Raw genomic sequence first — 25,129 nt, 5'->3', positions numbered from 1 at the left:
GGATATGAAACCTTAAAATGTTATAATTTGTTCATTAAATCTTGCATTAAATCTTGCTTTAATATAGAAATAGGATCTATTTGCAGCGGATCACCGACTACTACAACTTTTTTTGATTTTTAAATAGCACTAGCTGCGTATTGTGGCGGTATCTGCTCTGCTTCATCAATAAATAACCAAGGAATTTCATTATGTTCGGATGTTGCCAACATTTTATCGAATGAGTGAAAAGTTGTAGACACAACAGGTATGACCATAAAGAAATTTTGCCAAGCAATTTTGTTTATCTTAGGGTCACCCGATGAATGCACTGCCATATCAAAGAAATATTGCAGGCTATGCCCCAAATTATCAGCATTAGCATTTATAAATATCTCATGTAATCTTACAGCACTTATGAATAATTTTGATCTTAATTTTTCAAACTCTTTATCAAAGTAAGGAGTGACTTTATTTAAATCTTCAAAATTTTCTTGCCAATTTTTCCAAAATATATCTTTTTCAAAATCCTTAATATTGAAATATTTATCTTTTAAACTTACGATAGCCAAGCTTATATAGTCGTTAAGCTGTTTTATTTCTTCTACAGAAGCTTCAATTTTCTTAATTGCAGCTTTAATATTCTTAATATCAGTTTTTATCTGGTCAATTTCTTTTGAAGATTTATTTTTTAGCTTAATTAAATCCCGTTTTTGCTCATAGCAAGAATTGTATTTTGCGGTTTTAAAAAATGCATGAATTTTTTCAAAAAAACCAAATTTAATAATTTTATTTCACAATCAATTTCAAGTATTTTAGAGCTTTTATAATCAAGCTCTAATTCTAACTCATTTTGCTCTTCTTTTTTTCTGCATATATCACTCCTAAATTGATACAATATTTTCATAAACTTCATGAATTTCACTGTATAAATTGTTAAAATCAGCACACGCTTCTTTCCATTCATTATTAATTTCATCTATAGAATTACAATATTCAGGTTTAAAATGTGCAGGTGATTTATCTTTACATTTATTATTAACTAGCAGATTAAGATATTGCAGTATTGTATGTTTTTCATCATTCTTATCATCGTTTTCTTCTTCATCTTTATATTTCCAAAACTTATTTGAAAATCTCTTTTTATTTCCATGATTACCGAGCACCGCAGCAAATATACCCCTATCTTTCTCTTTTTCCTCTTTCAATAAAAGTTATTTAAAATATAGCTTATCTATTTTACTATATAACGATATTTCTTTAGATATATTTTCAACGGCATTGTTATTAGATGATGCAACAACCATACCGTAAGTTTGTAATTCCGTTTTTAAAGAATTAACATGATAATCAAAATTTGGTGTATGTAAGGAAGATTTTTTATTTTGAAACCCGTCCTTAGGATCTTCTAAAGTTGCTAAATATGAAGCACGATCTACATAGATATTTGCTATAAGATCAAAAAGTATAGTGGTTTTACCTGTACCAGGCGGACCATTAACAGCAAAAAGCTTTCCTGAAAAAGAGGGTAATACCAAATTAATCGCAGCAGCTTGCAGTGCCGCAAAGAGAGTGACTCGGCGATGAACACCAACGCGTCGGTTGCATCATAAATGGAGATAACAGTTCTTGTAGACTTTCTTGATGCTTTAAAACATCTATGGAACCCGGCTTATCTTCTTTACCGAGATATTTGGCAATTGCTGATTCCGAGTCAAATTTTTCTATATTACTTCGTACAAAATCTAATGGTCTTAGAAAAAAACTATTAAACATTTCTAAGGAAGGAGTGGCAAAATTATAAATTACCGGTTTATCTTTTTTCTTTTTATGCGAGGTAACTCTTCTTACACATATTTCAGAGCGGCTAAATAAATATTTTTTGTCAATTTCTAATTTCTGTACTACAAGATCAATCATAAGATTAATCATTTTTAAATCTAGAGTTTTAACTCAAGAATCTTGCTTTTTATCCTTAAAATATATTCTCTCACTTTCTGAAAATACTTCCTCTATTAGGCTGTTATTATTATCTACAAAATTTGGTAAATCTTTTAATTCTTTTTCTTGGAACTCTTCTCTCATGATTCTACCGAGAACATAAGCAACAGTAGACAACCATAAATCCTTCAATATATTTACCGTTTTCATCTATAGTTAAACCAGCAATAGGTGTTTGTCGGTTGCTCTTGCTTATCTTGATGGTTATTATAATCATTTAAGAACTCTTGATCTAATTTAGTTATATTGTGGATTTTCTTTAAAATATCAAGTGCAGCTTCCGACCGTTTTAAATAACCGAGATAAATATGCCAATGAACTGCTACTTCATTTTTTTCAAGATCAATACCGAATTTTGTTTTATCCAGTTTTTCAAACTAAGCATCTTTTAAGAAAAAAGTGTTTCTTTCTTATCCAGTTTGCAACTAAAACTGCCTTTTTTATCGGTATGTTCTCTAATAATTGCAAAATATCTATTTAAATTTTCGTTTTTATTAGGAGTTAGTACTTCAATAATCTTCCATACACTGAGGATAGATTTGCTTTGTTCATCAGATTGATTGTACATCAAAAGAAGTTTACACTTAAAATAGAAATATCCTAAGTATGAAACTAGAATAAGTAAACAACTTTTTAATGTTACTATTTATAGCATATAAAGATGTGTATAATTAACACAATTATCACCAAATTATTAATGATTTTATCCAAATAGGATATAATAAATGCAAAATAATAAGGAAATTATTAAATATATAGTGTCTAGCATTTGGTCTTCTTGGAATCCTATAAACTGGTCACCAAGTATGCAATTAGCTACCTTAAGTTATATATTCTCTTGTTTAATTAATGGGAATGATGAATATCCAATTGAAGATGCACAAATAATAAATAATGACCAGGAATGGCTTAAAAGCAATCAAACTTATACCTTTTATAATACCCAATTTCTAATCTTCTCCGTTATATGGAACTTGCAAAAGAGATACCTATATGCCTAAAAAGATTAAAAATATTTCATCAATTTGATGATGAGAATTATATACCCAATGAAGCGTTAGCCTCTCATAAGCTCATAAATAACTTTTCTAATTTATTGAAGCATTTTAAACTAACTCCTCTTATAGATTCTACTGATTTTAATCCTAACTATTTTATGGTATGGAGTTGGGCAAAAAATTTAGGGAATATTCCTAAATATTTTGGTCAAAAACTAAAGCGTGTTTGTAATAATATAGAAGAAGCAGAAAATTATTGGGAGAGTTATGAACCGGAGGCATTCTCTCATTTTTCTACCTTTCATGAGTTTATAAATACAATAACACGTTGTAATGATGCATTATTAGGTTGTAGAGATATTAGATCAGATATATATTATAATGAACTATAGTTAATTCAGATGAATACAACTTTCTTCTTTAGCAAATAAAGCAATTAATGCCTATATAGTCAAATGCACATTTAAACCGCTTCAACACACATAGCCATACCCATACCGCCACCGATACATAAAGTAACTAAGCCTTTTTTAGCTTTAGCTCTTCGTAAGCCGTGTATCAGAGTAATCAGTACACGTCCGCCACTTGCCCCGATCGGATGACCGATTGCTATTGCTCCACCGTTAACATTAACCTTCTCCATATCCCATTTCATTTCACGGTTTACATAAATACTTTGAGCGGCAAACGCCTCATTAACCTCGATAACTTCCAAATCATTAACGCTCCAACCTGCTTTACTTAAAGCTTTTTTGGATGCAGGAACAGGGGCAGTACCCATAATACTTGGATCAACACCGGCTGAAGCATAAGAAACAATACGAGCTAGCGGCGTTAAATTATGCTTTTTCAAAGCTTCTTCGGAAACTACCATAAGACATGCCGCACCGTCATTAATAGCGGAAGCATTACCCGCTGTAACTACACCGTTTTTATCAAAAGCAGGACGTAATTTACTCAGAATTTCAAGGCTGGTATCAGGTCTTACTGTTTCATCATGATCAAACAAACTAGTAGTTTTTTTAATCGTTACTTCGATAGGTAAGATTTCATCTTTAAAAACTCCTGCTAGCTGTGCTTTAGCTGCTTTCTTGTGAGAGCTTAAGGCAAACTCGTCCTGCTGTTGTCTGCTAATATTAAACTGTTTCGAGATATTTTCGGCTGTAATACCCATAAATACTCCTGAAAATACATCGGTTAATCCGTCATACTGCATTAGATCAACCATTTTAATATCGCCGAATTTAGCTCCTGCTCTGATATAGCTACCGTGCATACCGAGCGACATATTCTCCTGCCCACCTGCTATAACTATTTCATTATCACCCGTCATAATTGAATTTGCTGCAAGTGCTACGCTTTTAAGACCTGAGCCACATACTTTATTAATCGTATAGCCCGGCACTTCTTTCGGTATTCCCGCATAAATCAGAGTTTGCCTCGCCGGATTCTGCCCGCTACCGCCGGTTATTACCTGTCCAAGGATTACCTCACCTACTAAAGCTGGATCGATTTTGCTGTTTTGCAGTATATCCTTTATTAAATGAGCAGCAAGCATAGGTGCAGCTGTTGTACTAAGGCTACCTATAAACGAGCCGAAAGCAGTCCTTTTCGCATAAGTTATATAAACCGGTTTTGTCATAATGTGTACTCCTTAAACAATTTATCTAGTTTATCATTTATTAAATAACTAATATGTCCGCCTGCTACATCTATAAGCTTAGAGCTTTTAATAATTTTTGCAAAGGTAAAATAGAAGCTTTATGTACTATTTGATCATCTTCTGCTGCTACTATATATACAGGACAATGAATTAAACTCGGATCAATAATAAAATTATCGATTTTCCATTTAAGATTTATAAACATATTTTCATCTAATATATTTTGTGTAATTTGATTATAAATCTCCTTAGATATACTATTTTACCTGACATAAGCCCATTCTCTATTCTCAATGCTAATTCTTGCTCCTTATCGGAAGTTATAGAGAAAAATTTTTTTAATTTAGCATTGAAATAATCAGGGAATAAAAGAAAAAATAAAATTTGAATATGAATTTTAGTAATTATCGGTAAATTGTCTATGCCACTATCTAGTTTTAAATATTGATACAACATTCTTATATAGAAAAAATGAGAAAAATCCCACGGGCAGGTAAGTAAAGTCAGAGTTTTGATAAATTTAGGCATAAGTACGTTTGTAGCTATCGCAAGGTTACCGCCGATACAATGACCTATTAAATTAATGTATTTAATTTTCAAATTATCTATTACTTCGATTATTTTATGCACATAGTCGTCTAGGTTCCTCAATCTCTAGCCAATCTATTAAATAAACTTCACCGTAACTTCTCAAATTTTCAATAAAACTTTTGTCACGAGCTAACAGTGAGTTGAAGATAGAGAGGATGATTAGGAAAGTTTTGATGTCATCCTGATTTATTTCTATGTCATTCCCGACTTCCCCTTTGTCATTCTCACAAAAGCGGGAATCCATTTTTAATTTATTTTTACTGGAACCTGTGGACAAACCACGGGATAACACCGAGTAATACAACACCCTATAATGCTCTGTTTGCATTACTATTTTACCTAATTTTAAATATTTATTACCTAAATTATGTGTCTTTGTATAATTATTATAAAGGTCAAAATATTCCTGTAGTTTATTACTATCTAGGCATTGAGAGTATCTAATCTTATATTAGTAATTCTTGACAAAAGGCTAAATATATTGTATAAGTTCAGCACCTTCAGAATGTAATAACAAGTATATAGGCTCTAAAGTTTTAGGGGAAATACATAAAATCTTGAAGTGCTTAAGTTTTTTTTTTGTCCTTAGGGATTTATAATGCTAAGTACCTCATCACGATCGTTTAAAAACAAATTCAGAGCGGCATTTTGGCCTGTGCATAATTACGAACTCGGAAAGTTTATTCCGATGAGTACCTTAATGTTTTGTATTTTGTTTAATCAAAATGTTTTACGAATCTTAAAAGATAGTATTTTAATCTCCGAGATTAGTGCAGAAATAGCAGGTTTTGCTAAAGTTTATTGCGTTACGCCTGCCGCTGCTTTATTCGTGATTATTTATGCTAAAATGATTAATTATCTTACTTTTGAAAAGATCTTTTATTATTTAAGTGCATTTTTTATCAGCTTTTTTGTTTTATTCACTTTTGTAATTTATCCTAATATTCATATTTTTCATATACATCCCGATAATCTAGCTGACTGGATGGAACGTTATCCTCATTTTAAGTGGTATATCTCATTAGTAGGTAATTGGGGTTATATAGTATATTATAGTCTTGCCGAGCTTTGGCCTAATATTTTTTACGTATTATTATTTTGGCAGTTTGCTAATGAACTTACTACTACCGAAGAAGCAAAAAGATTTTATACTCTCTTTTCGCTATTCGGCAACTCTTCTTTAATATTAGTTGGCTTTTTAATGATGAATCTATCATCGGAAGATACTATTATTAAGAAGTTTATGAGTATTTCGGATAGTAAAATCACTTTAGTTCAAGTATCCACGACAATTGTGTCAATTGTTGCTATTATTTGTTGTTTGTTAGTTAGATTTATTAGCAAGAACGTTTTTACTAATCCGTTATTTTATGCTAAAGCAAAAAGCGGTAGCTCAACTTCAGAACGTATGGGGCTAATTAAAAGCTTTAAATATATTGCGAAATCAAAATATTTATGGCTACTTTTAATTTGTTCGGCAGCTTTCGGATTTGCTATTAACTTAGTCGAAGCCGTATGGAAAGCAAAAATTAAGGAATTATATCCGACTGTAAATACCTATGCTGAATTTAACAGTCTGTATATACTTTGGACAGGCGTGGCAATAATGGTTATGACCATCATCGGTAATAACATTATGCGTATGCACAACTGGTTTGTAGCAGCAGTTATTTCACCGATTATAATAATGGTGACCGGCATTTTGTTCTTTGTACTTATCGTATTTGACCAACAAATTTTATCATTATTTGATGGAGCAATTTTAATGTCACCTCTTGCTCTTGCCGTTTCAATCGGTGGCATTCAAAATATTTTAGCTAAAGGTACTAAATATTCTATATGGGATACTTCAAGAGAAATGTTATATATCCCTCTTGATGAGGAGCTTAAAACCAAAGGCAAAGCTGCGGTTGACGTGATAAGTGCAAAAGTCGGCAAATCCTCTAGCGGTCTTGTGCAATCTATTATTTTTACTTTAGTTCCAACCGCTACTTTTACCTTAATCTCACCAATTCTAATGCTTGTATTTACTTTTGTATGCTTAGCATGGATTTATGCAGTAAGAAAAATATATTGTGAATATCAAAAAATAGCATAAAATAAATTATTATCATCCCGCGACTTGATCACGGGATCTAAGGATACAGTCTGTGACCAAGATACCGTGGCTTGACCACGGTATGACACTGAACGTGTTTTTTGATCCACGCGGGTAATGCCCTTTTTAGCTAGGAACCTTACAGCATAAAACTATCGATGTTACTATGAATCAATCTCTCCTAAAGCTTTAGTCTCTATAATAAGAAAATCTCAAAATCCTTTAAGATATTTTCAACATCTTTTAAGATAGGATCAAATTCGTCTTTATTTGAGAAGAAGGCAGTTTAAATGAAGTTAGGGTAACTTTTTCACTCTTTATAAAATTATGAGGCTGAGGCTGATCCTTAAGTTTAATAGTAACAACTTCGCCTGCTAGAGAGTTCGGATGTCTGTTCTCATTAATTGAATCTGGATGCATAATTTCTAGGTTTTTTGGAGTATTATCTTCCTTGTTCTTACTACGGAATGAAAAAATTCTAGATGATGGCATTTGATTTACATTTTATTTAAAAAACGCTATTTATTATAGGGCAATAATTTATATTTAACAAGCAGGATGGTTAATTGTCATAAACTTTTCTATCATTCTAGTAACGGAACGTTCTAGTTCAATATCTAATTTTGAATAATCAGAAAAGTTAAACCATTTAAGTTCATTCGATTCGTTATTTTTTATAAAATTATCATTATTTACTGTTTTTAGTAAAAATCGTACATCATAGTGATAATGAGCAGGCTCCTTATGAGTTTGCGGAATATAATGGGTGTCTATATCAAAAATCTCCTTATTTATCGTTTTGATTTCATTAATTCCAGATTCTTCTATAGCTTCTTTAACCGCTACATTTAATATATTACTATCTCCATCACAATGACCGCCTGGTTGAAGCCACTTATCAAGCTTTTTATGGTGCATCAATAAAAATTTAGTTTTATCATTATTAAGTAAAAAAGCCGAAGCAGTGAAATGTCCTATTTGTAAATCTCAGCTAAAAGGGTTTTCATATTCATTTAAAAATTCAAGCATTTTTGTTTTTGTAACAATTTCTTCAGGATATGTACTACTGTAATTTTGTAGTTTAATATGTAATTCATTCATAATGATAATTTTTTATGTATAGAGCTTCGATATTTAACTCAAATTTCTCTGCTAAGTCAAATGAAAATAATGTCATAAAATTATATTGTCCATGTTTCATGGTAATTATCATTGACAATTAGTTAATATTTAGTTATATATCGCATAACTAAAATTTAATATTAACTAATTAGGTTTATTTTTATGCTTAACAAAATAGTCGAGTTATTTAGAAGTGATGGTACCACCCCCTTGGTATAGTAAGATTGCAGTAGTAGGAGCATGTGCTGTTGGAATTTATGTGATAGCAGGTGATTTACTTAAATCTCCGGCTTTTATTCTCAAATGTGGTGCCGATGTAGTAGCAACAATGGGAGCAATTCTAGCATATGAGCATTATACAGACGCAACTTCGCAAGAAAGTCCGATGGAATTGATAGAAAATGAAGCACAAGCTGAAATATAATAATAAAATATTTTTAACGAATTTAGAGGACACACCGACTCTAAATTCGTATTCATTTACCATTCAAACCGTTTTTTAGTCTAATTTTGACTTGTTTTAAAGAACGAGGAGTTGCGTCCGTAACTTCAATTTCAATATTTTCTGAAATATCTATTCTAGTACCGATAGCCGGAACACTACTGACTCTAGTCAATACTAATCCACCTATCGTATCAAACTCATCATAATCATTTTGTAGCTTTTCTCCTATTATTTCTTCAAGCACTTCTACTTCAACACGTGCATTTGAAATAATTGTTGAGTTATTAATAACCTTGAAATTATCGCTATCTAATTGCTGATCATGCTCATCATCTATTCGTCCTACTATTTCTTCTATAAGATCTTCAATAGTAACTAAACCGTCAGTACCGCCATACTCATCAACAACTATTGCAATATGTGTTCTCTCACGACGCATTTTTGCTAGCAAATCTAATAATTTCATAGAAGGAGCTGCAATTATATGCTTACGTATAAGCTTTTTTAAACGACCGTTTTGCTTTGTAGCCAATGCTTTAAATAAATCCTTGATATGAATGAACCCTACTACATTATCCAAAGTACCGTCATATATAAGAGTTCGTGTATGTGGGACTTCTAACTTAATAGACTCACTTAATTCTTCTAGATTCATAGTTAATTTTATTGCCGCAATATCGGAACGCGGTACCATTATATCTTCAATAGTTTTATCTTCTAGCTCCAATAAATTAGCTAAAATATTACGCTCGTCTAAAGTCATTTTTTGGCTATTAATTTTAAGGCGTTTTATGACACCAAAAAAATTATCGGGCGTTTTTGTTTTTCTAAAAAAATTTTTTATCGGAGAGAATAATTTTCGTACAGTAAAAATTAACTTATTATTTTGATTTTTTTTACTAGAATCTTCTTTTTTTGAAGATTTTAACATAAATTTTTTTATTTAGTTAATAAGGGGGGAAAATACCGAAATATGATAATATTTCAATTTCTAGATTTTCCATAATATTTGCTTCTGTGTCATTTTGATGATCAAAACCAATTAAGTGTAAAATACTATGTATTAAAAGATGAATAAAATGATTCTCAAAAGTTTTGTGCTGCTCGCACGATTCATTATATATGACCTCATAACAAAATGCTATATCACCTAAATGCATATAATCAGAGTCACCTAAAAATTCAAGTTTAGAATATAAATCCTGCCAATTTAATTCGTTGCTTGGAAAAGAAAGAACGTTAGTAGCTTTTTCTATATTACGAAATTGTTTGTTTAAGGTCAATATTTCTGCAGCATTTGTTAGTAAAATTGATAATTCAAATTGTTTTATTTTACTAAAATTATCAAACCGCAATAAAATATTTTGAGTTATTTTTTTGATTAAACTCTTATTTATCTGCTTATGCTCACGCCATTTGTTGTAGTTTCTTACAATTTCTACGTTTATCATTGTACCAAATATTGAATAAATAGTCGTTATAGACTTAGCTGTAATTTAAGAACATATTTTAAAAGCTGTATATCTTCATTAGAGATAACGTTAATTTTAGATTTTAATCTTAATTTGCTTACTGTCATTATTTGATCAGTCATGGCTTTACCTTTTTTGCTACCTATCATTACGTAGGCTTCACAAGGATAGCATTTATCGATGTTACTAGTTAAAGGTATTACTTGAACACGATTTAATTAAGCATTTGAGTAATCATTGCCGGTCTTACCTTAGCGACTTTCCACCTAACAAAGGATTAAAGTCGACTACCATACCTCAGCTCTTTTCATAAAAATCGCGTTCTATTAACCCTTCTACCCACTCATTGGCCTTCTCCTCAGCTTTTGTATCTTGAGCCATGGCTTTGTAAGCGGCTCCAAGCTCCTTATTAATTACATAAGGTTTTAACAAGTTGCTCAATAAATTTGTTAATTTTACGTTCACCTATTACAGAATAAAACCTATAATAAACCGCTTAATCTATAGTAATTGTCAATTTCTTCTGCATAAAATACTCGTATACACGTATGATATCATATATATAAATTAATCAACATGAGGATTATTTACTTTAGTAAACAAAGATAATAGCTATGAAAACTGACCACACAGGCAATAAGATGATATTTTAAGACACCAGTTTTTGTTGGTAATTCTCTTTTAATTTTTGAAAATCCTCATCGGCATGGTATGAAGAACGGGTTAGCGGGCTTGCCGAAACCATCAAGAATCCTTTTGTTTTTGCGACTCGCTCTAGATATTTAAACTCTTCCGGCGTAACATATTTTGCGACCTCAGCATGATTTTTGGTAGGCTGCAGATACTGCCCGATAGTTAGGAAATCAACCTTTGCTTCTCTTAAATCATCTATAACCTGTAATACTTCATTTATTTCTTCCCCAAGCCCTACCATCATACCAGATTTTGTAAAAATTTCAGGAGATAATTTTTTGATATTATGAAGTAAGCTTAAAGAATTATAATATCTAGCCCCCGGTCTAATCGTTTTGTATAAAGACGGTACTGTTTCGACATTATGGTTAAAAACGTCAGGTTTTGCGTTTGCTATTATTTCAGCTGCTCCTTCTTTTCTTAAAAAATCGGGTGTTAGAATCTCAATAGTAGTATTTGGCGATGATTTTCGGATTTCGCTAATACACTCCGCAAAATGTGAAGCTCCGCCATCCTCAAGATCATCACGATCGACGGAAGTAATTACTACATGCTTAAGATTTAGCTTTTGTACCGCCTCCGCTAACCTTTGCGGTTCATGCGGATCAAGTAAATCCGGTCTACCCGTTTTAACGTTACAAAACCTACAGGCTCTAGTACAAACCGAACCTAAAATCATCACAGTTGTATGTTTTTTTGACCAGCACTCACCAATATTAGGACAAGCAGCTTCCTCGCACACAGTATTTAACCTCAGATTCTTTATTAAATCTTTTGTATTATAGTACTCTGTAGAATTAGGAGCTTTTACTTTTATCCAATCAGGTCGTTTATTTAAATTAGCCATAAAACGGAAATAATTTAATTAATTTTGTCACTTCATTTAATACTTTCTGCTCAAGATCGCTATTATCTTCATTATTTTTTAAGCCGTCTAAAATATCTGCTACCATATGACCGACTAATACAAAATCCTTTTCTTTAAAGCCTCTAGTAGTACATGCGGAAGTACCAAGGCGAATACCTGAAGTGATAAAAGGCGAAGTTTTATCAAACGGGATAGCATTCTTATTACACGTAATCCCTGCTCTATCCAAAGAATTTGCTGCAAGCTTACCCGTGATTCCGTCTTTACACAAATTCACTAAAACAATATGATTATCGGTACCACCTGTTAATATATCATATCCTCTTTCTTGCAAGCTACTTGCTAAAGCTTTAGCGTTACTGATTACCTGCTGAATATAACTTTTATATTCAGGCTGCAAATTTTCTAAAAAAGCTACGGCTTTTGCAGCGATTATATGCATTAACGGACCACCTTGTAGTCCTGGAAATAATGCAGAATTTATTTTGTGACCTATCTCTTCATCGTTAGATAAAATTAAACCGCCTCTTGGACCTCTAAGTGTTTTATGAGTAGTAGAGGTAACAGCGTGAGCGTAAGGAATAGGGCTTTGATGCTCACCTGTGGCAACAAGTCCTGCAATATGAGCAATATCTGCCATAAAGTAAGCTCCTACTTTATCCACGATTTCTCTAAATTTTGCAAAATCAATATTACGAGGATAAGCAGAAAAACCGGCTATAAGTAATTTTGGTTTATGCAAATCCGCTAAGCGTTCAATCTCATCATAATCGATTAAATAAGTCTCTTTATTTACGCTATAAGAAATAGCATTAAACCATTTACCGGACATATTAGGAGCTGCACCGTGCGTTAGATGCCCACCGCTATCCAAGGACATACCAAGAACCGTATCACCCGGCTGTAATAAAGCAAGATATACAGCCTGATTTGCTTGTGATCCTGAATGAGGTTGGACATTTGCATATTTGCAGTTAAAGAGTTTTTTTACTCGTTCTATAGCTAAATTTTCAGCTTTATCTACTTCCTCGCAACCGTTATAGAATCGCTTACTTGGGTATCCTTCGGCATATTTGTTAGTCAGAAGCGACCCTTGAGCTTCAAGCACAGCAGGACTTACGAAATTTTCTGATGCAATAAGCTCGATTACGCTACTTTGACGTAGCTTTTCATGCTTTATTATTTCATTAATCTCTTTATCCGTTGCGTGTAAATTATTATTAAAAATATTCATTCATCCTCATATTTTTTTGGTTTTGTTGTGTGGATATCTAATCGTCATTGCGAGGAAAAATTGAAAATTTTGACGAAGCAATCTCATACCAAAATCCTAAGATTGCCACGCAGCCTACGGCTGCTCGCAATGACGGTTATTTATAAAATTAATCGCAATCTCAAGCCCCCGTCCATCTATTGAATGAGCAAGAGACGTTAATTTATGTCCGCTATGCTCTATATGCAGCTTAGATAAATAGTTTGAAGCATTATACATCTCGCTAACACCGACCACCTCATCTAATTCCCCATGAATCAAGCATATAGGAGTAAGCTTATTATTAACTTCCATAGGTGGAATTAATGCACCCGAAAAACCTATAGTACAGAAAAACGGCTCTTTTTGAACTAGTGTTAAATATAACCCTATCATCGTACCTTGAGAAAAGCCAATAATGATAGTATCTTTGTTGGTTAGATTTAACTCGTCCTGCTTTTGCTTTATTATATCTTCAACCTTAGAAATATTATTTGCAATTAGCTTTGCTATAATATGCGGGCCGCGGTCTTGCAAACTAAACCATTGTCTACCATAAGGCATCATATCATAAGCCTCGATACCATGCGGGGAAATAAAATGACAATTGGGTAAATAATTTTTGATATAAGGCACAAGTCCTATTAAATCATGTCCGTCCGAGCCGACACCGTGCAGTAATACTACTAGCTTCTTCGGCGGCTGCTCTTTACTTTCTACTTCGGGGTATTCTAAATATTTGCTCATGTTTTTATATGTTTATGTACTTAAAATATTAAGGTTGAGTAGTAGTATACGAAGGTCAATTTCAAAAAGAGCAAGGAGTCTGCAAGGCGAGGAGCGTATACTGAATACGTGAGCACCGCAGAACTTGCTAGACGACTACGCCAATTTTTGAAATTCACCGAGTATACGCTTTCAACATCTTCTCAAGTTCTCCACTTTGATATAACTCTCTAACAATATCACACCCGCCGACTAATTCTCCGTTAATGTATAATTGTGGGAATGTCGGCCAATCGCTAAATTTTTTTAAATCTTCACGTAATTCAGCATCAAAAAGTACATTAATATCACGAAATTCTACACCTAATTTATTCAAAATAGCTACTACGGTTCCTGAAAATCCGCATGTAGGCGACTTTTTAGTACCTTTCATGAACAATACTACTTTATTATTTTTTATTTCATTTTCTATAAATTTAAAATTTTTATTTTCTAGCATTTTAAGACTCAATAATTTATCTTCTAAAATATACTTTCTATAGCAATATATGCAAGCACAAATAGTTAATAAAATTTTTGAGATTTTTAGCAAGAATAATCCAAATCCGAAAACCGAATTAATATATAAGAATGATTTTACCTTATTAGTAGCGGTAATATTATCTGCTCAAGCCACCGATATCTCAGTAAATTTAGCAACTAAATCTTTATTTGAAACTTATGATACACCAGAAAAAATTTTAGAACTCGGCGAAGAAGGACTTAAAAAATATATAAAATCTATCGGACTATTTAACAACAAAGCAAAAAATATTATCGCATTATGTAAAATATTGATAAGCAATTATCAAGCTTCAGTACCGAATGATTTTAAGGCATTAATTAAACTACCGGGCGTTGGCAGAAAAACTGCTAATGTTGTACTAAATTGCTTATTCGGCATGCCTACAATGGCAGTTGATACGCATGTCTTTAGATTAGCCAAAAGAATCGGGCTTGCTAAAGGCGGTACTCCTGAAATAGTAGAAAAAGAGCTACTGCAGATTATCGATAAAAAATGGCTAAAGCATGCCCATCACTGGCTAATTCTGCACGGCAGATATATATGCAAAGCTAAAAAACCCGATTGCGACATCTGCCCTATTAAAGAGTATTGCGATTATTATTTTAACCTTAAATAAGAGTTATAGTAAATCTTATAAATTACCAATTATTTCTGAATAATCTTCATGTTCTATAGAATTAGGTTTAGGATCAAGTGTTGCTAATGTTTCTAAATGACAAGTAACGAACGGTGCACCTTTTACCTTGCCCCCTGAATAGATACAGATGTTTGCAAAACCAAGCGAATTCTCCTTCCATTTGTGCACTAGTTAATTCATGTAATATATTACAGTTTTTATCATAAAGACTAAATAAAGTTTTGTCATTATCCTCAATAAGTTTTATAGGAGTTTGTTTATTATCTAAATTTTCTTGCTGATGTCCTATATATATTTTATCTAAAACTCCTTTTTTCTCATATTCTTTAAAAATTATTTGTGTCATTTCCTTTACCGGTACAGTAATCATATATTCTTTTTTATTAGAATAAATATCTTTGACATAGGCGGCAATAAAACTATGAAGTTTAACTGCAAGATTTTTATGTTTTATAATAAAAGGTTTTTCTTGATATATTGGAAGTCTTGCTATACCAGAATGCGAAATAAAGCTTGAATTTTGAGAAGTCAGCATGGTTATAAACATCTCTATAGATGAAGTATCACGCGAGTCATATTTTATTGGAAACAAAGGCTACATAATACATCGGTTAAGCCTTGATCATGATAATCTAAGCTAGCGGAAAAGGCATACTTCCCCTTATCAAAAATTTTTATCACCAGATCATTGCCTTGATAAGAACTTTGAAAGCTACTCTGCTTACCCAAAAAATCTTGCCAAGCAGACATATTCGCTCCGTTAACTTTTACCATATAAAAATGTAAATCATCTTCCTGTTTATAATGATGAATTTCTGAATTTACTTTTTGTATTTGTGTCTCTTGTAACTTTTTAAAAATACCCTGTAAATCAGAATATTGTTTATCTATTTTACTGAAATTATACTTAGAACCAAGCTGTAAAGCTCGCCCATATTGCATTTCGATTCCATCCGGGGTTTTAGCTTCTTTACACACAGCTTTTATAAATTGACTTAACTGTTCTTCATCTTTAGTAAAATTATTTTTTTTAAATCTCTCTAAGAATTTTTTTAATAAAGCCTCTTTTCTGCGATCTGTCATATTAACATCAGTATGATTAGTAATATTTATGCCTGTTTTTAATCTTAAATTCAAAATATCTTCCATATATCTATAGAAGGTATAAATTTCTATAGTTTGGGACTTAAAAGATGAATTATCATTTAATTGCAAAATAAAATCATTTACTTCTTTCCAATGTTCATAAGTTGATATATCAAGAGCGATAATTGTATCCTTTACTATATAAGAACTTTGCAGAAAATTAAAAATCTCTTGTAAGCTTATTCCCTCTAAATTTGTACAATCTAAGACACCGTCTTGCATAAAATATAGTGCTTCTTTCAATTGATCATTGATTTCTTTCATTTTATAAATACTTATTAAATATTAATTCTTAAAGAAATACTAAAAATTAATATTTTATCAACAAAATATCTTATGTGATTATAAAGATACGGCTAAGTGATGTATACAAATACTTTAAATTTTAATATATTTTCAAGTTGACAATTTTTTACTTACTTCATAATATCTAAGCTCAATTTGATAAAGGTAAAATTTATGCGTTCAGCACTTATAACTTCTATATTAGTAGCTGTAGCTTTCTTAACAAGTGCTTGTAATACAATGCAAGGTGCAGGTCAAGATATGCAGGCAGCCGGTAAAAAACTTAAAGATTCGGCAGAAAGCAATAAGCCTCAAAAAGGTTGCGGCTGTCCTCACAGCTCAGCTAACTAAATATACTGTTTTTTATAATGGGTCGTCTGCCGATTCTTCATTTACTCGGAGTATATATCGCAAATGACTTTTTATTTTTCCGCCTTATCGATTTCTGCTTTTAGCTTTTCTATTTCTTCTTTTGAAAGTTTAGTATATTTAATTATTGTTTCTAGAGGCTCTTTATCAATTAGCATTTCTTTTGCTATTTCAATATTTCTTCTAGCTTCGCCTTCAGCTCTTCCTGCCTCTTTCATCTTGTTAAAAGCACTAGTTTCAATTCTAAACCACTCTAAACGATTTTCATATTCCTCTCTTTCTGCATCATTTAAATTTATTACCTCAAGCACGGTTAATGCTTTTTCAATACATCATTATCCAATTCTTTCGGTAAATTATCTTTATTTAATAAATCATTACGTGTTAAAAATGCTAGCCATATATCTAAAGCATTTTTAACTTTCTTGACGACATCAGATAACTCCTCCTTAGGATTCTTAGCAAATTTATTAAGCTCTATCGTATGTAACTCTATATCTTTAAAATATACTAAACCACTTTTTATTTCCTTTAACTGAAAAGAATTATGATATTCATCTGTATCTGTAATACTGGTAAAGTTAAGTATGTGTATCCCTATTGTTTTATTTAATGCCGCATAATCTGATCCCTCTTTCAGTTGCTCCGTATACATTTTCGCCCAGTAATACAAAGCTCTTTTATCGTAATCCGCTTCATCGGTTACTTGGATTTCGATATTATACCTTTTACTGCTTTCACTTTTGGCTTTTATATCAAGTATAGATAGTTTATCGGCTTTAAAATTCTTTGGATTATACGGATTTAAGTAATGTTACTTCTACAATCTGATCTTTCTCACTTACTATCGCATTAATAAGCGATATCAATAAATCTTTATTCTCTTCTACTCCGAAGATTTTTTTAAACGCTAAATCTACTCTAGGATTAACTTTTGACATATTATTATGTTACTGAATGTGATTTTTCTCTTTATTTTAGCATATTCTGAGGTAAATATTCTACTATAAATTTATATTAAATCTTTTGCTTATTCACCAATCTATATATCTCTTTTTTACTATAAACATCTTTGAATTTGTCATAAACAAGTTCGGTAGTAGTTTTGCTACTTAAGTTTTTACTTAAGCAAAGTTCTATAAATTTTTCTAAATTTTTGTGTTGGTTTTGTTCCTGTATATTTCCTGAAATCAACAATACTATCTCACCTTTTAAAATATTATTTTGATAGAACTTTATTATTTCATCTATATCCCCTGTTTTTATTTCTTGATACAGTTTAGTTAACTCACGAGCTACACATATTTCTCGGTTTCCTAGTATTTCCTTAGCTACCGATAAAGTATTTATCAAACGAGGGGCCGTTTCAAAAAAAATCAAAGTAGCCTTAAGATTTACTAGTTCAGAAAAAATCTTTTTCTTACTTTCTATAGTTTTAGGTAAAAACCCGTGAAATAAAAATCGATCAGTAGGAAGAGCCGATAAAGTTAGAGCAGTAACCGGTGCAGATACCCCCGGTACTACGTCTATATAACAATTAAGATTGCGTATACCTCTAACTAACTTATAGCCGGGATCGGAAATTAAAGGAGTCCCTGCATCAGAAATTAAGCTTATTATATTGCCCGATCTTATTAAACTTATGATATTTTCTCTATCTTTCTCGTCACTATGATCATTATAAATTTGTAATTTTGTATGAATGTCATGTTTTGCTAGCAATTTTTGTGATATTCTAGTATCCTCGCATAAGATAATATCCGAATTTTTTAAAGTCGATATAGCACGAAGCGTTATATCTTCAAAATTACCGATCGGTGTTGAAACAATATATAATCCCGGTTTGGAAAGATATCTAATCATAGTTTTTTAATTTTTAAGTAACATTATGGCTAGTATAAAACATAAACTACGAATCGTTCTATTATTTTTTTGCTTTATATATTTAACGTCCTGTCAAACTCCTAAAGCAGAACCTATAAGTTTGCCTAAAAAAGAACAAACAGAAATTGAGATTGCAATTTTAATGCCAAATCAGGGTCCTGATAGTATTGTCGGGAAACAATATAAAGATTTAATTAAAATGGGACTTAACGACGGAACCAAATCTTACATACATGTTACTTCTTACGATGGTTCAGACGAAAAAAACGTTTTAGCCGCTATGGATAAAATAGTAGCACGTAAAACTAAGATTATTTTAGGTCCTCTATATTCTAACTTTACCTCTCTAATAACAGAAAAAGCAAAGGCAAATGATATTATTATAATAACTATGTCAAATAATCCGGCTCTTGCAGAAGATAAATTATTTGTATTCGGTCATGCACCTTTAAAACAACTGATACGTATCATTAATTATTACGCAAGTAACAACCATAAAGATTTTATGGCATTATTACCTAAAGGGAAGCATTCGCAAACTATTAGTCAAGTAATGCAAAATATATTGATTCAGAACAATGCATCATTATCACGCACTGAATTTTATGAGGATAATCCTGAATCTATAGCAAAAGCCGCAAGAAATATTTCAGACAATACCGATATTATAAATGAACGTAGCGACACGACAAAACCGGTTATTTATCTATCAGATGATCCAAAAAATTTAAACCTACTCGCTGATAGTATTCGTAAATATAATTTAGATAAAAAGGCTATTTTAATTGGTGATAATCGTATTGATATCGATTACCCTGAAAATATCGATATTAGCTTTACTGGCTCTTTAAATTTACTCAATAGCAACGTTCCGGATAGGGCAAAAGACTTAGATATTAACCATATAGGCTTCATGCATCTTCTTTCTTATGATTTAGGACGTATGACTGCAAACTATATAGGCAATGAATTTGCATCTGAAAGGTTTTTAAAGAGAATGAACAGTAGACAACCTTATATAGGTTTATCCGGTAATATTTATTTCATCGATGGAGTAGCTCAGAGACGATATGATATTATTAGGAAAGAGAATGGGATATATTCTACTGTTTCAGGAAATTAGGACGTTGTTGTATCTTAGTCACTCAGTGACCTGACCATGTGTTGTACGAACGTTCAGGATGTCATTCCCGCGGAAGCGGGAATCCAGAGTAAAGCGAAACAAATCGAGCTTTTCAAAAAAGCTTTAAAGTACTGGATCCCCGCTTCCGCGGGAATGACATTGAGTAGGTTTTTCAAGCCATGCAACAAGGCTGGTCAAACCACGGGATGACAAAGGGACACTAAAGATTAATTATTTATTTTTATCATTATCACTACCGTCGTCTTTCATGCCGTCTTTAAAAGCTTTAAGACCTTTAGCAAGATCGGACATGACTTGCGGTAATTTGCCAGCACCGAATAATACAAAAATAATTAATAAAACTATTAATAAATGGCTAAAGCTCATTCCCATGATATTTTTGCTGTATAAGTTAAAATTTAATTATATAAGATATTATAGCTCTAATCTAGGATAAAATAATTAAAGAAATGTTTACTAAAAAAACTAAAAAACAATTTTCAGAATTTTTTGCTACTTTTTTTTATATCGGAAAAATAAAATACTGCCCAGGCACTTTTGGATCGATTGCTGCTTTCCCTCTAACTTATTTCTTAATATATTTTATTGTTAATAACAAAATAATCATTCCTTTCTTAAGTCTTACTCTCGGTGAAGCTCAACTTGTCAGTATATTTATTATAAGCTTTAGCCTATGTTTGATACTCTTAATACTCGGCACTTATTTTACTAAAATATATTTAAATTATACAAATTCAGAAGACCCTAAAGAAGTGGTCATTGATGAAGTAGTAGGGCAAATGCTAACTATTGTTTTAGTATTTTTTTCCGCTTTATTTGCTAATGAATCGTATTTAATTAAATATTTTAGTCCGCTAACAATAAATATTATATTACTTTTCGTATTACCTTTTTGTCTATTCCGATTTTTTGATATAGTAAAGCCCTGGCCTATTAATTGGTTGGACAAAAATATTAAGGGCAGTATCGGCGTTATGCTTGATGATTTGCTAGCCGCAATATTTGCTGCGGTAACTCAATATGCAATTATATTTGTGTTAATAGATATTCGACAATAGATTTGCTATAAAAAAAGATCATTGACTAATTTCTTCTAATATAATAATATGATACGGTAAATATTTATAAATTTTTAAAGAGATAGTTTTCATGTTCGCAGTTATAAAAGCAGGTGGAAAACAATATAAAGTAGACAGAAATAGTATTATTAAAGTCGAAAAAATTGATGGAGAACTTGGCTCTAAAATTCAGTTTGATCAAATTTTAATGATTGGCGAATACTCAAAGCCTTCTTTTATTGGGACTCCAATAGTTAAAGGGGCTATCGTTACGGCTGAAATTACTAACCAACTTAAAGATAATAAAATTATAGTCTTTAAGAAAAAGCGTAGAAAAAATTATCGTCGTAAAGCCGGTCATCGTCAAGAATTGACAGAATTAAAAATATTAGATATTATCAAACAATAATAATAACTTAAAAGGAATTATAAAATGGCAACAAAAAAAGCCGGTGGTAGTTCTAGAAACGGAAGAGACTCGGCCGGTCGAAGGCTGGGAGTTAAAAAAGCCGATGGGCAATATGTAATACCCGGTAATATTATAGTTAGACAACGCGGCACAAAAATTCATCCTGGAACGAATGTAGGGCTTGGTAAAGATCATACAATATTTGCTTTGATAGAAGGTAGAGTAGAATTTTTAACTAAGCGAAATCATAAAATCGTGAATGTTAAAGAAATTGCCAGTGCTTAAGTATTGCGGTTTGATCTACTAGTGTTACGTGGAACGGAAAATGCTTTTTATGGCATTGTTGCGTTGATTGGTAAAATCCACTTGGTCACCCCGTAGCTTGACCACAGGGTCCATAAAAACAATTTAAAGTACTAATATTATTAGTATTTTAAGCTGGATCCCGCGATCAAGTCGCGAGATGACAATTGAAAACCGTTCCACACAATAATGTCTGTAAGTGAGCTAGATGACGACAGACGGGAATTAATTATATAACATAATATTCTATTAGGCTTTCTTTACTTATGGCCTTAATAATTCAAAAGTTCGGTGGCACTTCCGTTGCAAATATTGATAGAATAAAAAAAATCGTTCCTATCATAAAAACCGAAATAGCTAAAAATAACCAAGTAATTGTAGTAGTTTCGGCTATGGTAGGTGTTACTAATCAACTTGTCACATTGTGTAATGAAGTATCAAGCCTTAACAACATTTCTCAATTTGCAGAATATGATGTAGCACTTTCTAGCGGTGAAATAGTCACTGCTTCATTACTAGCGCTCGCTCTTCAAGAAGAAGACATAAAGGCGCGATCATTTCTAGCTTGGCAATTACCGATGCTCACCGATAATAATCATAGTAAAGCTTTAGTAGAATCAATTACTACAGATTTACTAGAAAAATATTTACAGTTAAATACCGTTCCTATAATAGCCGGTTTTCAAGGAATTAACAAATCCAATAGATTAACTACTTTGGGCAGAGGAGGATCTGATACTACTGCCGCCTTAATCGCTGCAGCTATGAAAGCCGATAGATGTGATATTTATACCGATGTAGAGGGAATATTTACTACTGATCCAAGAATTATTCCCAATGCCAAGAAGATAAAAGAAATAGATTTTTTAGAAATGTTAGAACTAGCATCAAGTGGAGCAAAAGTACTACACCCTAGAGCCGGAGAGTTAGTAATGCGGTATAACATAGATATGCGTGTTCTGTCAACATTTTCACCGGATACAGAAGGTACGTTAATCACTTCAAAGGATAAAAATATGGAGAATGGGATTATTAACAGCATTACTTCTAATAAAAATTTATTAAAAATATCTGTAAAGAGCATTTCTTTAAGTTTTTTGCAAGTTGCAAATATGATTACACAAAATAATAATCATATTGAGTTTATGCAAGAGATAAAAAATAATGAAGAATATAGTTTTATTACAAATTTAACCGATAAAAATAATTTACAAGCTTTACTGACTAATTTACAAGATGATAAGCAGATACAAGATTTTACTTTTGATACCGAAATTGCTACAATCTCTCTTATTGGTTATGGGATTAAAAATGATTGTAAATTACTTGAAACGATATTATCAAAGTTAACGAACGATAATATAAATGTTCACATGATACAATTATCAGAAGTTAAAATTACCTTATTCATAAATGATCAAGATGCAGAAAAAATAATTTTTAATTTATATAATCTCTTAGATTCTGCATCTGAAATTTAATTTATAGTAAAAGAAGTGGAACAGACATGGCTCCTACTACAGAAAAATTTTATAATTTGTGACAAAAAAAGTTAAAATAGATTAATTTCAATTTCATATATAAGACCTAAATACTTAATTCAATAGCTTAAATTTATTATTTTCATTATAATTATCTTCTATTTACTATCTATTAGTTATATATTAATAAATAAGTCTAAGAGACTATCTATGAAGTTATTTTAACTCTCAATTTTTAGGAGTAAATTTTACAGGAAAAAATAATGAGTGAAGATATAAGGTCAAAAGAAAGATTTAATCAGATTAACGATATATCAGAAACAAATAAAGACGATCCAGCAGAAATTAGAAATAATTTTAAAAAATTTGTACTGAATATATTAGAAACAGACAATATAACCCCGTATAAGTTAAGTGAAAAAACAGGTACTCATGAAACAGCGTGGAAAAATTTTCTAGATGGTCGTACAAAAATGCCTGATATGGGAGCAATTGTTGCTCTTGCAGATTATAAAAATGTTCCACTAGATGAAGTAATAGGCAGAGATATAAATAAAGCAAAAAAGATAACGGTAGAAATAAAACAAACTCCGGAAACATCGGCATCTATAGCTAAACTACCAAAAGATATACTTCAAGAAGCCATGTTGATAGGAGAAAAAACTAGAGGATTTATTCATAAACCAACAAATAAAAAGACCAAATCTTTTGCTGAACAAGTTAAATCTAATAAACCGAAAGGAAGGTCTATCTAAATAAAAATATGTTTTTCAATATTGAGCCTAATATAAAACTTAAAACCTTACTTGATATTCTAAAATGGAAAATAACTTCAAAACGACCAAAATGGCTGACAGCACTGCCGCTTACTTCCACTGATATTCCACCACAAAAAATAACTAGAAGTAAAAATACACAGCTAAATCTCGATCGCTTCAGATAAGATGAATTTAAGGACGAGTCTGCACAGTGTACATTAGTACGTGACTACAGACGAGTTCCACGAAATTCATTAGTATCAAGCGATCGAGATGACGCTGTACGAGTAGCCTACGTAGAGCATGTAACCTTTTGAATTCAAATAGACGGTTTAAATATCTTAACCGATCCGGTATGGTCGGAGCAGGTTAGTCCTTTTACTTTTGCAGGACCAAAGAGAGTGGTAAAACCCGGTATTAATTTTACCGATTTACCTAAAATAAATGTTATATTAATAAGCCATAATTACTATGACCATTTAGACATCAGAACAATATAAGCCTAAGATTATTACACCGCTAATTAATGACGTAATAAATCAAAAAACATATTACCGATGCAGAAATTGTTACCTTAGGGTGGGGAGAATCATATAAAGAACAAGAAATACAGCTAAATTCAAAAAGTTTCCAAGAAGATGAAATTAAAGACGATGTAGAATTTTCTTTAGAACCGACACAGCATTGGTCGGCTAGAGGAATATTTGATAAAAATAAAGCATTATGGGGAACTTTGATCATTAAAACTAAGATAGGAGATATTTGTTTTATAGGTGATGCGGGTTATAACGATACTCTTTTTAAAGAGATAGGAAAAAAACATAATATTTTAATAAGCCTTATTCCGATAGAGGCTTATGAACCAAGATGGTTTATGAAACCGGTGCATATGCATCCTGAAGAAGCCATATTTACTCATTTGGACTTATGCGCTAAATATTTTCTATAGCTAGTCATTTTGACGTCTTTCAATTAGCTGATGAAGCATTTAATGCCGCTCCTTTGGAACTTCGACAAGCTATGAAAAAACATAATATTGATGAAAATAAGTTGATTATCCCTGAAATAGGTGAATTTTTCCTATTTGATAAAAACGATTTATAGTTTATGAACTTAAATTAAATGTGTTTTGTCTACCCATACTATATGTTTTACTGGATCCCGTGAATAAATCACGGGATG

At 31.6% G+C, this 25,129-nt stretch carries 37 protein-coding genes and 4 pseudogenes; 14 read left to right on the top strand and 27 right to left on the bottom strand.

Annotation, left to right across the window (positions count from 1 at the left end; genetic code table 11):
- Positions 1-464: 464 nt before the first annotated feature.
- The 7 genes and pseudogenes from RAT170B_RS12085 to RAT170B_RS08350 all read right to left on the bottom strand — a co-directional run.
- Positions 465-757, bottom strand: a pseudogene (locus tag RAT170B_RS12085) (hypothetical protein); the annotation flags it as partial.
- A gap of 106 nt (positions 758-863) precedes the next feature.
- The gene (locus RAT170B_RS02590) at positions 864-1,187 is read right to left on the bottom strand and encodes a hypothetical protein (protein WP_045805550.1); all 324 of its coding nucleotides are present in this window, start codon (positions 1,185-1,187) and stop codon (positions 864-866) included.
- A gap of 6 nt (positions 1,188-1,193) precedes the next feature.
- Positions 1,194-1,517, bottom strand: a complete 324-nt coding sequence (locus RAT170B_RS11205; protein ID WP_261368656.1) for an AAA domain-containing protein — start codon at positions 1,515-1,517, stop codon at positions 1,194-1,196.
- 1 nt (position 1,518) lies between these two features.
- Positions 1,519-1,899, bottom strand: coding sequence for a hypothetical protein (locus RAT170B_RS11200; protein ID WP_261368655.1), 381 nt, complete (start codon positions 1,897-1,899; stop codon positions 1,519-1,521).
- Positions 1,900-1,932: 33 nt separating this feature from the next.
- Positions 1,933-2,130: a hypothetical protein gene (locus tag RAT170B_RS02580; protein ID WP_045805549.1), complete on the bottom strand. Its 198-nt coding sequence runs from the start codon at positions 2,128-2,130 to the stop codon at positions 1,933-1,935.
- Entirely contained in the window at positions 2,127-2,348 is a 222-nt protein-coding gene (locus tag RAT170B_RS12080; protein ID WP_082068653.1) for a hypothetical protein, read from the bottom strand. The genes RAT170B_RS02580 and RAT170B_RS12080 overlap by 4 nt, the downstream gene beginning before the upstream one ends.
- A 20-nt stretch (positions 2,349-2,368) precedes the next feature.
- Positions 2,369-2,548, bottom strand: coding sequence for a hypothetical protein (locus tag RAT170B_RS08350; protein WP_082068640.1), 180 nt, complete (start codon positions 2,546-2,548; stop codon positions 2,369-2,371).
- A 399-nt stretch (positions 2,549-2,947) separates the two neighbouring features.
- Between RAT170B_RS08350 and RAT170B_RS02570 the strand changes: the two genes are divergently transcribed.
- The gene (locus RAT170B_RS02570) at positions 2,948-3,370 is read left to right on the top strand and encodes a hypothetical protein (RefSeq protein ID WP_014014736.1); all 423 of its coding nucleotides are present in this window, start codon (positions 2,948-2,950) and stop codon (positions 3,368-3,370) included.
- A 71-nt stretch (positions 3,371-3,441) separates the two neighbouring features.
- Here RAT170B_RS02570 and RAT170B_RS02565 read toward each other — a convergent pair whose 3' ends face one another.
- Both RAT170B_RS02565 and RAT170B_RS12075 read right to left on the bottom strand, forming a co-directional pair.
- Positions 3,442-4,620 carry an acetyl-CoA C-acetyltransferase gene (locus tag RAT170B_RS02565; RefSeq protein ID WP_014014737.1) on the bottom strand — a complete coding sequence of 393 codons (1,179 nt, stop codon included), beginning with the start codon at positions 4,618-4,620 and terminating at the stop codon, positions 3,442-3,444.
- Positions 4,617-5,677: pseudogene (locus tag RAT170B_RS12075) on the bottom strand (alpha/beta fold hydrolase). Before RAT170B_RS12075 ends, RAT170B_RS02565 begins: the two are co-directional and overlap by 4 nt.
- Positions 5,678-5,830: 153 nt before the next feature.
- Between RAT170B_RS12075 and tlc5 the strand changes: the two are divergent.
- Positions 5,831-7,330 carry a GTP/GDP exchange transporter Tlc5 gene (tlc5, locus tag RAT170B_RS02555; protein WP_045805548.1) on the top strand — a complete coding sequence of 500 codons (1,500 nt, stop codon included), beginning with the start codon at positions 5,831-5,833 and terminating at the stop codon, positions 7,328-7,330.
- Between the two features lie 243 nt (positions 7,331-7,573).
- Here the strand turns inward: tlc5 and RAT170B_RS02550 are convergent, their stop codons facing one another.
- The 3 genes from RAT170B_RS02550 to RAT170B_RS02540 are packed head-to-tail and all read right to left on the bottom strand — an operon-like array spanning position 7,574 to position 8,431.
- On the bottom strand, positions 7,574-7,822 hold the full coding sequence (locus RAT170B_RS02550) for a hypothetical protein (protein WP_261368652.1): 249 nt from the start codon (positions 7,820-7,822) through the stop codon (positions 7,574-7,576).
- A gap of 54 nt (positions 7,823-7,876) precedes the next feature.
- On the bottom strand, positions 7,877-8,308 hold the full coding sequence (locus RAT170B_RS02545; protein ID WP_077181656.1) for an NUDIX hydrolase: 432 nt from the start codon (positions 8,306-8,308) through the stop codon (positions 7,877-7,879).
- Positions 8,309-8,317: 9 nt separating this feature from the next.
- On the bottom strand, positions 8,318-8,431 hold the full coding sequence (locus RAT170B_RS02540; protein ID WP_014014742.1) for a hypothetical protein: 114 nt from the start codon (positions 8,429-8,431) through the stop codon (positions 8,318-8,320).
- A gap of 217 nt (positions 8,432-8,648) precedes the next feature.
- Between RAT170B_RS02540 and RAT170B_RS02535 the strand changes: the two genes are divergently transcribed.
- The gene (locus RAT170B_RS02535; protein WP_045805547.1) at positions 8,649-8,876 is read left to right on the top strand and encodes a hypothetical protein; all 228 of its coding nucleotides are present in this window, start codon (positions 8,649-8,651) and stop codon (positions 8,874-8,876) included.
- A gap of 52 nt (positions 8,877-8,928) precedes the next feature.
- Here RAT170B_RS02535 and tlyC read toward each other — a convergent pair whose 3' ends face one another.
- The 8 genes from tlyC to grxD form a co-directional block, all read right to left on the bottom strand.
- Positions 8,929-9,828 carry a hemolysin C gene (gene tlyC / locus RAT170B_RS02530; protein ID WP_045805546.1) on the bottom strand — a complete coding sequence of 300 codons (900 nt, stop codon included), beginning with the start codon at positions 9,826-9,828 and terminating at the stop codon, positions 8,929-8,931.
- A gap of 16 nt (positions 9,829-9,844) precedes the next feature.
- Positions 9,845-10,348, bottom strand: coding sequence for an rRNA maturation RNase YbeY (gene ybeY / locus RAT170B_RS02525; protein ID WP_010977713.1), 504 nt, complete (start codon positions 10,346-10,348; stop codon positions 9,845-9,847).
- 26 nt (positions 10,349-10,374) lie between these two features.
- Entirely contained in the window at positions 10,375-10,569 is a 195-nt protein-coding gene (locus tag RAT170B_RS02520; protein WP_082068639.1) for a type II toxin-antitoxin system PemK/MazF family toxin, read from the bottom strand.
- A gap of 97 nt (positions 10,570-10,666) precedes the next feature.
- Positions 10,667-10,810, bottom strand: coding sequence for a hypothetical protein (locus tag RAT170B_RS12360; RefSeq protein ID WP_261368651.1), 144 nt, complete (start codon positions 10,808-10,810; stop codon positions 10,667-10,669).
- A 208-nt stretch (positions 10,811-11,018) separates the two neighbouring features.
- Positions 11,019-11,909 (bottom strand): lipoyl synthase, encoded by an 891-nt coding sequence (gene lipA, locus RAT170B_RS02515; protein ID WP_014014746.1) that lies wholly within the window; start codon positions 11,907-11,909, stop codon positions 11,019-11,021.
- Positions 11,902-13,164: a serine hydroxymethyltransferase gene (glyA, locus tag RAT170B_RS02510; RefSeq protein WP_045805545.1), complete on the bottom strand. Its 1,263-nt coding sequence runs from the start codon at positions 13,162-13,164 to the stop codon at positions 11,902-11,904. The genes lipA and glyA overlap by 8 nt, the downstream gene beginning before the upstream one ends.
- Positions 13,165-13,278: 114 nt before the next feature.
- Positions 13,279-13,929, bottom strand: coding sequence for a hydrolase (locus tag RAT170B_RS02505; protein ID WP_014014748.1), 651 nt, complete (start codon positions 13,927-13,929; stop codon positions 13,279-13,281).
- 154 nt (positions 13,930-14,083) lie between these two features.
- On the bottom strand, positions 14,084-14,407 hold the full coding sequence (gene grxD, locus RAT170B_RS02500; protein ID WP_045805644.1) for a Grx4 family monothiol glutaredoxin: 324 nt from the start codon (positions 14,405-14,407) through the stop codon (positions 14,084-14,086).
- A 49-nt stretch (positions 14,408-14,456) separates the two neighbouring features.
- Between grxD and nth the strand changes: the two genes are divergently transcribed.
- Complete coding sequence (nth, locus tag RAT170B_RS02495) at positions 14,457-15,089, top strand: endonuclease III (protein WP_014014750.1); 633 nt, start codon at positions 14,457-14,459, stop codon at positions 15,087-15,089.
- Positions 15,090-15,162: 73 nt separating this feature from the next.
- Here the strand turns inward: nth and RAT170B_RS02490 are convergent, their stop codons facing one another.
- Both RAT170B_RS02490 and RAT170B_RS11180 read right to left on the bottom strand, forming a co-directional pair.
- Entirely contained in the window at positions 15,163-15,702 is a 540-nt protein-coding gene (locus RAT170B_RS02490; protein ID WP_014014751.1) for a hypothetical protein, read from the bottom strand.
- On the bottom strand, positions 15,690-16,520 hold the full coding sequence (locus tag RAT170B_RS11180; RefSeq protein ID WP_261368650.1) for a hypothetical protein: 831 nt from the start codon (positions 16,518-16,520) through the stop codon (positions 15,690-15,692). The genes RAT170B_RS02490 and RAT170B_RS11180 overlap by 13 nt, the downstream gene beginning before the upstream one ends.
- 195 nt (positions 16,521-16,715) lie before the next feature.
- Between RAT170B_RS11180 and RAT170B_RS02475 the strand changes: the two genes are divergently transcribed.
- Positions 16,716-16,892, top strand: a complete 177-nt coding sequence (locus RAT170B_RS02475) for an entericidin A/B family lipoprotein (RefSeq protein WP_012151273.1) — start codon at positions 16,716-16,718, stop codon at positions 16,890-16,892.
- A 71-nt stretch (positions 16,893-16,963) separates the two neighbouring features.
- Here RAT170B_RS02475 and RAT170B_RS11175 read toward each other — a convergent pair whose 3' ends face one another.
- The 4 genes from RAT170B_RS11175 to rsmI all read right to left on the bottom strand — a co-directional run bounded on the left by RAT170B_RS11175 (position 16,964) and on the right by rsmI (position 18,773).
- Complete coding sequence (locus tag RAT170B_RS11175; RefSeq protein WP_082068638.1) at positions 16,964-17,221, bottom strand: hypothetical protein; 258 nt, start codon at positions 17,219-17,221, stop codon at positions 16,964-16,966.
- Positions 17,222-17,223: 2 nt separating this feature from the next.
- Positions 17,224-17,664, bottom strand: coding sequence for an Rpn family recombination-promoting nuclease/putative transposase (locus RAT170B_RS11170; RefSeq protein ID WP_261368686.1), 441 nt, complete (start codon positions 17,662-17,664; stop codon positions 17,224-17,226).
- Positions 17,665-17,704: 40 nt separating this feature from the next.
- Entirely contained in the window at positions 17,705-17,851 is a 147-nt protein-coding gene (locus RAT170B_RS09615) for a PD-(D/E)XK nuclease family transposase (RefSeq protein ID WP_109559318.1), read from the bottom strand.
- Between the two features lie 76 nt (positions 17,852-17,927).
- On the bottom strand, positions 17,928-18,773 hold the full coding sequence (gene rsmI, locus RAT170B_RS02460) for a 16S rRNA (cytidine(1402)-2'-O)-methyltransferase (protein ID WP_045805544.1): 846 nt from the start codon (positions 18,771-18,773) through the stop codon (positions 17,928-17,930).
- A gap of 25 nt (positions 18,774-18,798) precedes the next feature.
- Here rsmI and RAT170B_RS02455 point away from each other — a divergent pair, with 25 nt between their 5' ends.
- On the top strand, positions 18,799-19,917 hold the full coding sequence (locus RAT170B_RS02455; protein WP_045805543.1) for a penicillin-binding protein activator: 1,119 nt from the start codon (positions 18,799-18,801) through the stop codon (positions 19,915-19,917).
- Positions 19,918-20,148: 231 nt separating this feature from the next.
- Here the strand turns inward: RAT170B_RS02455 and RAT170B_RS02450 are convergent, their stop codons facing one another.
- Complete coding sequence (locus RAT170B_RS02450) at positions 20,149-20,310, bottom strand: Sec-independent protein translocase subunit TatA (RefSeq protein WP_004997483.1); 162 nt, start codon at positions 20,308-20,310, stop codon at positions 20,149-20,151.
- 77 nt (positions 20,311-20,387) lie between these two features.
- Between RAT170B_RS02450 and RAT170B_RS02445 the strand changes: the two genes are divergently transcribed.
- From RAT170B_RS02445 to RAT170B_RS02415, 8 genes and pseudogenes are all read left to right on the top strand, one after another.
- Positions 20,388-20,996 (top strand): phosphatidylglycerophosphatase A, encoded by a 609-nt coding sequence (locus RAT170B_RS02445; protein ID WP_045805542.1) that lies wholly within the window; start codon positions 20,388-20,390, stop codon positions 20,994-20,996.
- A 91-nt stretch (positions 20,997-21,087) separates the two neighbouring features.
- Entirely contained in the window at positions 21,088-21,405 is a 318-nt protein-coding gene (gene rplU, locus RAT170B_RS02440; protein WP_014014759.1) for a 50S ribosomal protein L21, read from the top strand.
- Between the two features lie 24 nt (positions 21,406-21,429).
- Complete coding sequence (gene rpmA, locus RAT170B_RS02435) at positions 21,430-21,690, top strand: 50S ribosomal protein L27 (protein WP_011271503.1); 261 nt, start codon at positions 21,430-21,432, stop codon at positions 21,688-21,690.
- A 284-nt stretch (positions 21,691-21,974) separates the two neighbouring features.
- Entirely contained in the window at positions 21,975-23,189 is a 1,215-nt protein-coding gene (locus RAT170B_RS02430) for an aspartate kinase (protein ID WP_045805541.1), read from the top strand.
- A 263-nt stretch (positions 23,190-23,452) separates the two neighbouring features.
- The gene (locus tag RAT170B_RS02425) at positions 23,453-23,944 is read left to right on the top strand and encodes a hypothetical protein (protein WP_045805540.1); all 492 of its coding nucleotides are present in this window, start codon (positions 23,453-23,455) and stop codon (positions 23,942-23,944) included.
- 155 nt (positions 23,945-24,099) lie between these two features.
- Positions 24,100-24,252 (top strand): annotated as a pseudogene (locus RAT170B_RS11165) (palindromic element RPE3 domain-containing protein); the annotation flags it as partial.
- A gap of 12 nt (positions 24,253-24,264) precedes the next feature.
- Positions 24,265-24,578 (top strand): annotated as a pseudogene (locus RAT170B_RS12065) (MBL fold metallo-hydrolase); the annotation flags it as partial.
- Positions 24,555-24,896: an MBL fold metallo-hydrolase gene (locus RAT170B_RS02415; protein WP_267878501.1), complete on the top strand. Its 342-nt coding sequence runs from the start codon at positions 24,555-24,557 to the stop codon at positions 24,894-24,896. The pseudogene RAT170B_RS12065 and the gene RAT170B_RS02415, both read left to right, overlap by 24 nt.
- The last annotated feature ends 233 nt before the right edge of the window (positions 24,897-25,129 follow it).

The organism is Rickettsia argasii T170-B, assembly GCF_000965185.1.
Taxonomy (GTDB): Bacteria; Pseudomonadota; Alphaproteobacteria; order Rickettsiales; family Rickettsiaceae; genus Rickettsia; species Rickettsia rickettsii.
The sequence above is the reverse complement of the archived record's forward strand: the minus strand, read 5'-3'. Positions and strand labels throughout refer to the sequence as shown.